The 12,836-nt window shown below is 36.5% G+C and carries 12 protein-coding genes; all 12 read right to left on the bottom strand.

The window, feature by feature from the left end:
* Positions 1-211: 211 nt before the first annotated feature.
* The 12 genes from atpC to pdhA all read right to left on the bottom strand — a co-directional run bounded on the left by atpC (position 212) and on the right by pdhA (position 12,177).
* Positions 212-646 carry an ATP synthase F1 subunit epsilon gene (gene atpC, locus ACEN31_RS09585; RefSeq protein ID WP_138404044.1) on the bottom strand — a complete coding sequence of 145 codons (435 nt, stop codon included), beginning with the start codon at positions 644-646 and terminating at the stop codon, positions 212-214.
* 32 nt (positions 647-678) lie between these two features.
* Positions 679-2,133, bottom strand: coding sequence for a F0F1 ATP synthase subunit beta (atpD, locus tag ACEN31_RS09590; RefSeq protein WP_138404045.1), 1,455 nt, complete (start codon positions 2,131-2,133; stop codon positions 679-681).
* A gap of 20 nt (positions 2,134-2,153) precedes the next feature.
* A complete protein-coding gene (gene atpG, locus ACEN31_RS09595) occupies positions 2,154-3,059 on the bottom strand; it encodes an ATP synthase F1 subunit gamma (RefSeq protein ID WP_407109290.1) in 906 nt (301 codons plus the stop codon).
* 15 nt (positions 3,060-3,074) lie between these two features.
* Positions 3,075-4,586, bottom strand: a complete 1,512-nt coding sequence (gene atpA, locus ACEN31_RS09600) for a F0F1 ATP synthase subunit alpha (protein WP_407109291.1) — start codon at positions 4,584-4,586, stop codon at positions 3,075-3,077.
* 11 nt (positions 4,587-4,597) lie between these two features.
* Positions 4,598-4,954 carry a F0F1 ATP synthase subunit delta gene (locus tag ACEN31_RS09605; RefSeq protein WP_407109292.1) on the bottom strand — a complete coding sequence of 119 codons (357 nt, stop codon included), beginning with the start codon at positions 4,952-4,954 and terminating at the stop codon, positions 4,598-4,600.
* Positions 4,941-5,453: a F0F1 ATP synthase subunit B gene (gene atpF / locus ACEN31_RS09610; RefSeq protein ID WP_138404049.1), complete on the bottom strand. Its 513-nt coding sequence runs from the start codon at positions 5,451-5,453 to the stop codon at positions 4,941-4,943. Before atpF ends, ACEN31_RS09605 begins: the two co-directional genes overlap by 14 nt.
* A 30-nt stretch (positions 5,454-5,483) precedes the next feature.
* On the bottom strand, positions 5,484-5,696 hold the full coding sequence (gene atpE, locus ACEN31_RS09615) for an ATP synthase F0 subunit C (protein WP_138404050.1): 213 nt from the start codon (positions 5,694-5,696) through the stop codon (positions 5,484-5,486).
* A gap of 30 nt (positions 5,697-5,726) precedes the next feature.
* Positions 5,727-6,443 carry a F0F1 ATP synthase subunit A gene (gene atpB / locus ACEN31_RS09620; protein WP_407109293.1) on the bottom strand — a complete coding sequence of 239 codons (717 nt, stop codon included), beginning with the start codon at positions 6,441-6,443 and terminating at the stop codon, positions 5,727-5,729.
* Positions 6,444-6,915: 472 nt separating this feature from the next.
* The gene (gene lpdA, locus ACEN31_RS09625; protein ID WP_407109294.1) at positions 6,916-8,322 is read right to left on the bottom strand and encodes a dihydrolipoyl dehydrogenase; all 1,407 of its coding nucleotides are present in this window, start codon (positions 8,320-8,322) and stop codon (positions 6,916-6,918) included.
* A gap of 13 nt (positions 8,323-8,335) precedes the next feature.
* Positions 8,336-10,006, bottom strand: coding sequence for a 2-oxo acid dehydrogenase subunit E2 (locus ACEN31_RS09630; protein ID WP_407109295.1), 1,671 nt, complete (start codon positions 10,004-10,006; stop codon positions 8,336-8,338).
* Positions 10,007-10,087: 81 nt separating this feature from the next.
* Positions 10,088-11,065 carry an alpha-ketoacid dehydrogenase subunit beta gene (locus ACEN31_RS09635; protein ID WP_138404054.1) on the bottom strand — a complete coding sequence of 326 codons (978 nt, stop codon included), beginning with the start codon at positions 11,063-11,065 and terminating at the stop codon, positions 10,088-10,090.
* Between the two features lie 2 nt (positions 11,066-11,067).
* Positions 11,068-12,177, bottom strand: coding sequence for a pyruvate dehydrogenase (acetyl-transferring) E1 component subunit alpha (gene pdhA, locus ACEN31_RS09640; RefSeq protein WP_138404055.1), 1,110 nt, complete (start codon positions 12,175-12,177; stop codon positions 11,068-11,070).
* Positions 12,178-12,836: the final 659 nt, after the last annotated feature.

A 12,836-nucleotide genomic window follows, 5' to 3' on the forward strand; every position in this document is an offset into this window, starting at 1 on the left:
TAAAGATGAGAACACAACACAAACTATCGTTGCATAGAGAGACACTTAAACATAGGAATAAAAAAAGAGCCAAGGTGACTGCGTCACCTGGCTCCTCGGTCCACCAACATCAAAAATTCATGAACCTCAAATTTATAAACCCCTTCATAAATTAATAAAATAAACAAAAAAATATCCAGACCTTACTTAAAAAAGTAGGTTCTGGATATTTTTAAATATTTTTTGCTCTAACGTTAATCTTATTAATTGCTCGACTTAAAGCAATTCGAGCACGACGGTGAGCAACCGTATCATTATTTGATAAGGCGGTTTCTAATTCTGCCTCGGCTTGTTGCTTCTCAATGAGTGCTTTTCCTTCGTCAATATCTCTAGAACGAATCGCATACGTCGCAGTAATTTCAACGACATTATCATGCATTTCGAGAATACCACCATTAATCGCAATATAGTTATCCGCCATCGATTCCTCACGTCGGCTCACTTTAATTGAACCAACAGTTAACGAAGTGATCACTGGAATATGATTGGGAAGTATCGTCATCTCTCCGTCTGTTGTCTTCACTACAACACCTCGTGAGTAGTGAGTATAAATTAATCCTTCAGGAGCATAAATATTAACTTGTAATAGTTCGTGTTTTTTAGCCAATGTTACTTACCTCACTTCCTGAATCGGATTATTTATTTATATTGGGAAACATCAATACCTAATTCTTCTGCTTTATCAATCACTTGATTAATCGCACCCACGTTTCTAAACGCTTCTTCAGGTAGAGAGTCATATTTACCTTCTAAGATACCTTCAAAGCCATCTAACGTTTCCTCAACGGTTACAAATGAACCTGGAACGCCAGTAAACTGTTCAGCCACATGGAAGTTTTGTGATAAGAATAATTGAATACGACGTGCACGTGTCACTGTCACTTTCTCTTCATCACTTAATTCTTCAATACCAAGAATTGCGATAATATCTTGCAATTCATTATATCTTTGCAATGTTTGTTGAACTTGTGTGGCGATATGATAATGTCTATTCCCAACGATATCTTCAGATAAAGCAATTGATGTTGATTCTAATGGGTTCACCGCTGGATAAATACCTTGTGACGTTAACTTACGGTCTAAGTTTGTTGTTGAATCCAGATGGGCGAACGTAGTTGCTGGCGCCGGGTCAGTATAGTCATCCGCTGGCACATATACAGCTTGAATCGATGTAATCGCACCATCAACTGTAGAAGCAATACGTTCTTGCATTGCACCCATTTCACTTGCTAATGTCGGTTGGTAACCTACAGCAGACGGCATACGTCCTAATAGTGCAGATACCTCAGAACCCGCTTGAGTGAAACGATAAATATTATCAACGAATAGTAGTACATCTTGTTTCATTGTATCTCTGAAATATTCTGCCATCGTTAAACCAGTTAATACAGTTCTCATTCTGGCTCCAGGTGGCTCATTCATTTGACCAAACACTAAGGCAGTATTCTTATCAACACCACTCTCAGCCATCTCTTGAATTAAGTCATTCCCTTCACGAGAACGTTCTCCAACACCAGCAAAGACGGAGATCCCGTCCCGTTCTTGTGCGATATTGTGGATTAATTCTTGAATAAGTACTGTCTTACCGACCCCAGCACCACCAAAGAGTCCGACTTTCCCACCTCTTAAATAAGGTGCAAGTAAATCGATAACTTTAATCCCAGTTTCTAACACTTCAAAGTTACTTTCTAAATCTTCATACTTCGGAGCATCATTATAAATACTTTTCAGCTCATAGCCAGTTTCTAATGGACCACGGCGATCGATTGTCTGACCAAGCACATTAAATACTCGTCCTAAAACTTCTTTTCCAACAGGAACTTGGATAGTTGAACCTGTATCAACCACTACCATATCACGACTTAATCCTTCAGTCGCATTCATAGCAATTGTTCTAACAGTTCCTTCACCTAAGTCCAATGATACTTCGACGACTGTTACATCATCACGATTTAAATCCTCTTCGGTTACAGTTTCTTCAGTGACATTTGGAATAATCACTAAAGCATTCTGAATATGAGGGACACCATCGTCTTTAGGAAATCGAACATCGACGACTGGGCCGATAACTTGTTCTACTTTTCCAATTCTCATGTTATCTTGCCTTCTTTCCTTTAATTTTGTGCATTCGCACCACTCGTAATCTCGATGATTTCATTCGTTACGCGTTTTTGTCTTTGTTGATTATAGACATATTGTAAATTCTTAATTAAATCACTTGCATTATCCGTTGCTTGAGTCATTGCTTGCATACGACTTGCTTGCTCTGCTGTTTTTGCATCTAAGATTGTTCCATAAATCATACTTTCTGCATATTGAGAAAGCAGTATATCTAACACATCTGGAACATCAGGTTCAATAGCGTAGTCAACATCTGCTTTTTCTTCAGTTGGAAGATCTGACAAAGGTAATAATTGCTCACAACGAAATTCATTCTGTAATGCGTTAATTGAGTGATTATAAACTAGATATAATTCATCGAAAGTCTCGTTTTTAAATAACTCAACACATTTTTGGATTAAACTTTGAACTTGTGTAAATGTCGGAAAGTCAGGTAAATGATGCAACTCGTGTGCAACATGAAAATTTTCTTTTCGACATAATTTCATAATAGTTTCACCGACAGCCATCACAACGATATCTTCTGCACCTTGATTTCTTTCGTCCAATAATGCTTTAAATTCTTTCAATATCGTTGAGTTGTAACCTCCAGCTAATCCTTTGTCCGAAGTAATCACTAAGTAACCTGATTTCTTAACTGGTCGATTAATCAATAAATCATGAAAATCGACAATACTTGTTAAATCACTATTCGTAACATAACCAGCGTTACTAATATCACCCACTTGGCGCATTAAGTTCGCAACCGTTTGTCTAATTTTTGTTGCATATATTTCATAATTACTTGATATGTTAACAATTCGGTTGTACTTTGTCGTAGATACTAAACTCATCGCTTTAGTAATTTGAGATGTCTTATTGATTGAATCAATTTGTCTTCTAATTTCTTCTAATGCCAATATATATCACCTCGATTAATCTACTGTTTGCATTGTTCGGAACATTTCTCCAAAGTTACTTAATAAATTGTCTAATCTTTCTTGATCCGGTAAATCACCTGTATCTACAATTTCTTTCAAGACGTCTGAGTGAGTTGTCTCGACATAATAGTATAATTGCTCTTCATAATATTTCACTTGATCAACAGGGATATTTTCTAAATATCCGTGAGTTAATGCGAATAACATAATAACTTGATTCGATACGGGTATTGGTGAATATGCCGGTTGTTTTAATACTTCAACCGTTAATTTACCTTGATCTAATCTTCTTTGAGTGGACTCATCTAAGTCTGCTCCGAATTGAGAGAATGCCTCGAGTTCTCGGTAACTTGCTAAGTTTAAGCGAAGTGTCCCTGCTACTTTCTTCATTGCTTTCAATTGTGCTGATCCCCCTACACGAGATACTGATAATCCAGCATCAATCGCAGGTCTTACACCAGAGAAGAATAGATTTTGATCTAAGAAAATCTGTCCATCAGTAATCGAAATAACGTTTGTTGGAATATATGCGGATATATCTCCAGCAAGTGTTTCTACAATCGGTAAAGCAGTCATTGAACCGCCACCCATTTCTTTATTCAATTTAGCTGAACGTTCTAATAAGCGTGAGTGTAAGTAGAATACATCACCGGGATATGCTTCACGTCCTGGTGGTCGTTTAAGTAATAAACTCATCTCACGATAAGCTGCTGCTTGTTTTGATAAATCATCATAAATAATTAATACGTGACGTCCGTTATACATAAATTCTTCACCCATAGCTGTAGCAGCATATGGAGCTAAATATAATAAACTTGACATTGATGAAGCACTTGCAGAAACAACAATCGTATGATCCATTGCTCCGTGGTGTTCCAATGTTGTCACTAAGTTTTTGACAGTAGATTCTTTTTGACCAATCGCTACATAAATACAAATAACATCTTCATCTTTTTGATTAATAATTGTATCTACCGCTAAAGTTGTCTTACCAGTCTTTCTGTCTCCGATAATTAATTCACGTTGTCCTCGTCCAACTGGAACTAATGTATCAATGGATTTAATCCCAGTTTGCATTGGCTCAGCAACACTTTCTCTATCCATAATTGCTGGTGCTTCTGCTTCAATCGGACGGTTTTTCTTAGTGATAATTTGTCCATTCCCATCTAAGGGTTCTCCAAGTGGATTGACAACTCTTCCTAATAGGGCTTCTCCTACTGGAACCTGCATCACTCGATTCGTCCGACGAACTAAATCACCTTCATCAATATCAACATATTCTCCAAGGATAATAACACCGATATCATCTTTTTCTAAGTTTTGGACCATACCAATAGTACCGTTAGCGAATTCAATCATCTCGCCGTTCATGGCATTATCTAATCCATTTACTCTGGCAATACCATCCCCAACGAAAGAAATGATTCCAATCTCTTCGAGGTGATGCGATGCATCAAATTGTTGAATTTGTTGACGTAAACGCGTAGTTAATTTTTCAGTTTCCAATTATTTCACCTCTATTTCATATTGATTTGTTTGTGTAGATAACCATTTAAATCATTTAATTTACGTTTTAAACTGTTATCGTAAAAGTAAGTTGTACTTTGTACTCTGATTCCTGCAATCATCGATGGATCCACACGGAAATCGACTTTATCATTGTCGAAAGGAATGACATGACTCACCGCATCAATGACTGTTTTTCTTTCATCATCAGTTAATTGTTGCGCACTGGTTATTCTCACTTTTCCATTCGAACGATAATCATCTTGCACATTTGCTTCTATGATTCGTTTTTTATTGATAGAAGATGAAGCAAGTTGTTGTAATAATTGTTCTTCATTGAGAGAATTATTTACATTATCTACTTTCATTTATACTCGCATCCATTTCTAATACTAATTCTGATATTAATTGTTGGTGATCTTCTGAATTCACTTCACGTCTTAATACTTGTTCAGCAATTTCAATAGATAATTTACCAATTTGATCTTCCATCGATTCAAGCATTTGTCTACGTTCGCGTTGGATAGATAATTCTGCTTGTGTACGCATTTCTTCTATCTCTTCTTTCGCTCGATCGATTTGATCAGCTTTCATCTTTGAAACTTGCCATTTTGTATCTTGTACTAATTTATTGGCTTCAGTTCTTGCGTTAGTTAACATTTCCCTTGCTTCATCTTTAGTTGCTTCAGCATCTTCTTTGGCTGATTTAGCATCGTTAATATTACTATCAATCATTTCTTCACGTTCTTGTAAAATCTTTGATATGGGATCCCAAGCAAATTTAGAAACGATAAATAGGAGAATAGCGAAGGATACAATTGTCATTAAAAAATGACCTACTCCTGTTTGAAGTATTGATTCAAGCATTTAATTCCCTCCATTTTCCGTAGTTAATTCTTACAAGAATAATAACATGAATGCAATAACGGCAGCCATAATTGGGATAGCCTCAATCATACCCACACCAATAAACATTGTCCCTCTAATTTTACTTTCCATCTCTGGTTGACGAGCCATTGACTCAATTGCTTTTGAAATAACCATACCGTTCCCGATTGCAGACCCTAAAGCAGCGAATGCAATCGCTATAGCAGCACCAATTCCGTTCATAATTATATGTCTCCTTTATATTTTAAAATTTTAATGTTCAGTAACAACTTTATGTGATAAATAAACCATTGATAACGTTACAAAGATATATGCTTGTAATGCCCCAATGAATAATGAAAATCCTTGCCATACCACTTGTAATGGTATCCCAGCTAACCAAGTAACTAAACCGAAACTGTTACCTAATTGAGCGATTAATGCGAGTAGTATCTCACCTGCAAAGATATTCCCAAATAACCTTAATGACAAAGTAGCAATTGAAATAATTTCATCTGCGGCTTTAATTGGAAGTACGGCTACATTTGGTGTAGCGTAATTCTTTTTGAAATATCCACCAAAACCAAATTTCTTGATCCCTAGAATATGCGAAATGAAATTCATTGTAAGAGCTAATGCAATACAGACGATTGGATCAGCTGTCGGACTTTTCCAATACGAAATCTCATGTGCTTCCACTAAAAATGGTAAACCAAGCACATTTGATACGAAAACGAATAGAAATAACGTCAAAGCTAACATGACATAGACAGGTTGACTTTGATTACCAAATGATTCCTCAACAATCCCATTAATAAATGATATTAAATACTCAAAGACAGTTTGTGTCTTTCCAGGATTTTCAACCTTCAGCTTACGTGTGAAAAATACAGATAGAATAAATACAATAATCAAAGTAGCAATCATTGCAATCAATGTATTAAACCCGACATTAATACCGAATATATTAACTAATTTTGTCTCACTCAAAAGCGACCCCTCTTTCTTTAAAATATTGTGCACAAACTTTTTATAGTTTGTATCACGTAATACAATAAGTTGTTAAATATTTATTCAACATTTTTTATTTTACCATTGAAATTACATTAACACAAATACTTACTAGTCAGTAATCACAGCGTTTTTTTGTGTAGTACTATATTGACCTTGAATATATTTTACATTATAGTATTTATTTTTTTGTATTAAGTTTACTAACAAAAAATATTTTATTTTTTATTTTAATTTTTTCGGGCGATTATTTTTATATATTTCATAATGATTGCGCTACCACCTTGATTAAATCAAATGCATACAAAAATAATAAAAACAATTTATTTTTAATATTTCAAGTTTTTTAGTGTTCCTTTGTACTTTATATACACCCACATGTTGTTATAGTTCATAAAAATATACAAAAAAAGAGAGAGTAAGTTTTTTACTTACTCTCTAAAAAATTAAATTAAATGTGGATTGGTTGTCCTAATGCTAATTCAGCAGTATCCATTACAACTTCACCTAATGATGGGTGAGAGTGAATAGTCAACGCTAAATCTTCAGCATTTAAGCCACCTTCTACAGCGACAATTAATTCAGTTAGTACTTCAGAAGCGTTTGGTCCTACTACTTGAGCACCAACAAGAATATTATCTTCTGTTGTTGTAACTAAACGAACGAATCCTTCAGTTTGGTCTAATGAAATTGCACGACCGTTACCACCGAATGGGAATTTAGATGCTTTAACTGATAATCCAGCATCTTTAGCTGTTTTTGCAGTATGACCTACAGAAGCTAATTCTGGATCTGTAAATGCTACTGCTGGCATTGCAACGTAGTCTACAGTGTCAGCTTCACCGCTGATTGCAGCTGCTGCAACTTTACCTTCGTATGAAGCTTTATGTGCTAATGCCGCACCAGCAACGATATCACCAATTGCATAGATGTTAGGTAAGTTAGTACGACCTTGGTTATCAACTTCGATTAAACCACGATCAGTCATCTTAACGCCTGCTAAATCTAAGCCCATTTCGTCAGTGTTTGGACGACGTCCTACTGATACTAATACGTAATCAGCATTTACTTCTTCTTCTTTACCGTTAACTTCAAATTTAACAGTAACTGAATCTCCGTTATCAACTGCTTCTTTAGCCATTGCGCCTGTATGAACAGTCATATTACGGTTTTTCATTTCTTTCTCAACAACTCTTACCATGTCTTTTTCAAACGATGGTAATAATTGAGGTGAACCTTCAAGGATAGTTACTTCAGAACCTAAGTTAGCATAAGCCATACCTAATTCTGAACCAATCACTCCACCACCGATAACAACTAATTTTTTAGGTACTTCAGTTAAGTTTAAAGCACCAGTTGAATCGATAACACGTCCACCAAATTTGAATCCTGGGATTTCAATTGGGCGAGAACCTGTTGCGATGATTGCATTTTTGTATGAATAACTTTCTGCTCCATCTTCATGAATAACACGTAAATGATGATCATCTTGGAAGAAAGCTTCTCCCTTAATGATTTCAACTTTATTCTTTTTAAGTAACATTCCAACGCCACCAGTTAATTTTGAAACAACTTCATTGTCTTTCCATTCTTGTGTGCGTTTGAAGTCTAATTTAACTTCGTTAGTTGTTACACCAAATACTTCACTGTTTTGTGCATTGTGGTATGCATGTCCAGCACTAATAAGTGCTTTAGAAGGAATACATCCTACGTTTAAACAAACTCCACCAATATGTTCACGTTCAATGATGGCAACTTTTTGGCCTAGTTGTGCTGCACGAATCGCTGCAACATATCCACCAGGGCCTGAACCGATAACAACTGTATCTAATTCAACTGCGAAATCTCCAACTACCATTTATTTATTCACCTTATCCTTCCATTAACAATAATTCTGGATCTGCTAAGTAACGTTTGATTTCGTTCATAGCGTGTTGTGCTGTAGCACCGTCAACGATACGGTGGTCAAAACTTAATGACAATTTAACAACACGTCCAACTGCTAATTCACCTTCGTCATTAACAACAGGTTGTTGTACAATTGAACCGAAACCTAAGATAGCTACTTCTGGATAATTGATAACTGGTGTGAACCATTTACCACCTGCAGAACCGATATTTGAGATTGTAACAGTTCCATCTCCCATTTCAGAAGCAGATAATTTACCTTCGTGAGCTTTACCTGATAAATCAGTGATTGCGTCAGCAATATCAAACATGCTTAATGCGTTAGCATCTTTAATATTTGGTACAAATAATCCTCGATCTGTATCTGTTGCAATTCCGATATTGAAGTAGTTTTTGTAAACTATTTCGTTAGTTGAGTCATCAATCGATGCGTTTAATACTGGGTATTTCTTAACAGCTGCTACTAAAGCTTTAACAACATATGGTAAAAATGTTAATTTAGTATCGCGTTCTGCAGCAACATTTTTGAATTTCTTACGGTGATCCCATAATTTAGAAACTTCAATTTCGTCATGTAATGTAACATGAGGTGCTGTATGTTTAGAGTTAACCATTGCACGAGCAATTGCTTTACGCATACCTGACATAGGTTCGCGAGTTTGACGTTCTGAAACTGGTACAGAAGCTGGTTCTGCTGCTTTAGCTGGTGCTGCTTTAGCTGGTGCGGCTTTCACTTCAGAAGCTGTTTCAGTTTGTGCTGCTACTGCCACTGGAGCTTGAGCTGTTGTTTGATTTGGATCAAAGTTATTCACGTCATCAGCTGTAACACGTCCACCTTTACCAGATGGCGTTACTGATGTGATATCAATTCCTTTGTCACGTGCTAATTTACGTACAGAAGGCATTGCTAGAACGCGTCCTGTTGCGCTGTTTACGCCTGCAGTACCTGTAGATGCTGCTGGTTGAGCGTTAGAATCAGCAGGTTGTTGTGCTGGATCTTCGCCTGCTTCACCTGTTGGTGATGCTGGAGTTGATTGAGTATCTTCGCCTGAACCTTCGTAGTCCGGTGCATCAATTTCAACTAAGACTTCATCAACGTTAGCTACAGTTCCTTCTGGTGCATGGATTTTAACCACTTTACCAGCATATGGTGAAGGTAGTTCTTCTACTGCTTTATCGTTTTGAATTTCTACAAGAATTTGATCTTCTTCAACTGTATCGCCTTCAGCTACTAACCAAGATACAACTTCACCTTCAATAATTCCTTCACCTAATTCAGGTAAACGGAACATGAAGTTAGATCCACCTGCTGCTGGTTGAGCTGCTGGTGCTTCTTGAGCTGGAGCTGCCGGTGCAGCTGCTGGAGCCGCTTCTTCTTCAGCTTCATCTTCGTAACCAGGTGCGTCAATTTCGATTAGTACTTGACCAACTGTTGTTACTTCACCTTCTTGTGCAACGATTTTTGAAACTGTTCCACTTACTGGAGAAGGTAATTCTTCTACTGCTTTATCATTTTGAATTTCTACTAAAATATCGTCTTCTTGAACTTGGTCGCCTTCAGCAACTAACCAAGATACAACTTCACCTTCAACGATACCTTCGCCTAATTCAGGTAATTTAAATTTAAATGCCATTGGGTGTTTACATCCTTTCTCGTTTTCAGATATGTTTAACAAATAACCAAAGGGTAGCAGAACTACCCTAAGTATTTATAATTAGAAATCAGTAGCTTCTTTTACTTTTGCTACGATATCATCAGCATTTGGTAACCAGTCTTTTTCTGCCATACCGAATGAGAAGACAGTATTAGGAGCTGCTACAAATCCAATTGGAGCTTTTAATGAAAGAATTGCGCGTTGTGAAATTTCAGAAATTACTTTCTCACCAACACCTGCTTGACGTTGTGCTTCTTGAACAACGACAACACGTCCAGTCTTTTCAGCTGAAGCAACAATTGTTTCGATATCTAATGGATGAACAGTACGTAAGTCAACGATTTCAGCTGAAACGCCGTCTTTTTCAAGTGCTTCCGCTGCTGAGATAGCTTCACGAACCATTGCACCATAAGTAATGATAGATACGTCAGTACCTTCTTTAACAACGTTTGCTTTTCCTAAAGGAACTGTATATTCTTCTTCTGGAACTTCCTCACGGAATGAACGGTAAAGTTTCATATGTTCTAAGTAAACAACAGGGTCATTATCACGAATTGCAGAGATTAATAATCCTTTTGCATCATATGGGTTAGATGGGATAACTACTTTAATACCAGGAGATTGTGCAATTAGACCTTCTAATGAGTCCGCGTGCATTTCTGGTGTCGCAACTCCCCCACCAAATGGTGAACGGATTGTAATTGGCATAGTGCGTGATCCACCTGTACGGTAACGAGTACGCGCTGCTTGTCCTACGATTGAGTCCATAACTTCGAATACGAAACCGAAGAATTGGATTTCCATAATTGGACGGAAATTTTCGAATGTTAAACCAACAGCTAAACCACCAATACCAGACTCTGCTAATGGTGTATTAAACACACGGTCCTCTCCGAATTTTTCTTGTAAACCTTCTGTGGCACGGAATACCCCACCGTTAGCTCCTACGTCTTCACCGAAGACTAAAGTACGGTCATCTTTGCCTAGTTCAATTTCTAAAGCGTTTGTGATCGCTTGAATCAATGTCATTTGAGCCATGATTATTTATTCTCCTTTGCTTCGTAGTATTCAATTTGTTCTTGTGTTACATAGTCAGGAGTTTCAAACATATTTTTCAAGAAGTCCGAAACTTTTTGTTTAGGAGTAGATTCTGCTTGTTTAATTGCTTCTTTAGCAGCTTCTTTAGTGTTTTCAACTACTTCGTTTTCTTTTTCTTCTGTCCATAATCCTTTTTCAGTTAAGAATTTACGGTAACGGTTTAATGGGTCACGTTGACGCCATTCGTCTTGAGCACCTTCTGGTTGGTAACGTTTTGGATCATCACCTGATAGTGAGTGAGGTCCGAAACGGTAACATAATGTTTCGATTAATACTGGTCCGTTTCCTGCAATCGCATATTCACGCGCAGCTTTCGTTACAGCATAAACCGCTAAAATATCCATACCATCAACTTGAACACCTGGGATACCAGCTGCTACAGCTTTTTGAGCTAATGTTGGTGCTGCAGTTTGGAATTCACGTGGAGTTGAGATAGCCCAACCGTTGTTTTGAATTACGAAGATTGCTGGTGCTTTGTAAGCTCCGGCAAAGTTCATTCCTTCATACACATCACCTTGAGATGAACCACCGTCACCTGTCCAAGTCATTGCTACGGCTTTACGACCATTTTTCTTGATTCCTAAAGCTGCACCAGCAGTTTGAACATACTGTGCACCAATAATAATTTGTGGTGGGTAAGCGCGGAAATCTTCAGGGTAAGTACTTCCTTCAACATGTCCTTTAGACCATAAGTATGCTTTGTAACTTGGTAATCCATGTTGCATTAATTGAGGTAGATCACGGTATCCTGGGAAGATAATGTCATCTTCAGTTGTTGCCGCAATTGTTCCTAATTGAGAAGCTTCTTGTCCAGTTGTTGGAGCTACGAATCCTAAACGTCCTTGACGACTTAATGCTTGAGTACGGTTATACCACTCGCGGTAGAAAACCATATCTTCCATAAATGTTACTAATTCTTCGTCTGAAAGTTCAGGCATTAATTCCTCATTAACTACCTTTCCATCATTATCTAATATTTGAACTGTGCTAAAATCAAAGTTATCTGCTCTTAGCAGATCTTCCATTTTTGCAGGAGCTTTTTTATTTGCCATGCTATTACACATTCCTCTCTTAAAATAATTTAGAATAATACAAAGCACAATAAACTGTACTATTCAGTTGCTTTTAATTTATCACGCTTACTAAATAATTGCAAGTATTAAAAACATTATAAATCGGTTACAAAACTTGATTTTAAGCTAATTGTGAAACTTTTCTCAATCTGGCGATTGAAATTTAAAATTTTATTTGTTGTTATATTTTCAGTGAAAATGTGTTTCAATAAGGAAATTCTGTTGTAGTACAAAATTCGCCTGTAACATTTATTATAATCAAATGAGATGATTCCAATTTGTTTGTTATAATGTTTTTTTATAGTTCTTTTTATAGTTCTTTTTATAAATTGTTTCTATTTAATGTTTTGAGTCATCTATTGCATAAAATTTCATATAAATACTTGCTGCATCTACATTGTTAACTGTTTATTTTTAATATACTAAAGTAATTATTATTTCTAGAAGTAATAAGTTAATTTTATTCATTTAGTATTTTTTTCACTTAAACAAAATATTTTGCCACAAAAAAAGGTTCTTGAATTTTTGGTGTTGGTGAGAGAAATCTCACTGACACCTTTTTTTGTATGTACACAAAAGCCAGTGAATTCCTATATAATAAAGTTACCATACATTACTAAAAGGAGAATTCACTTGGC

It is taken from the genome of Ruoffia sp. FAM 26255, assembly GCF_045528525.1.
GTDB classification, from domain to species: domain Bacteria; phylum Bacillota; class Bacilli; order Lactobacillales; family Aerococcaceae; genus Ruoffia; species Ruoffia tabacinasalis.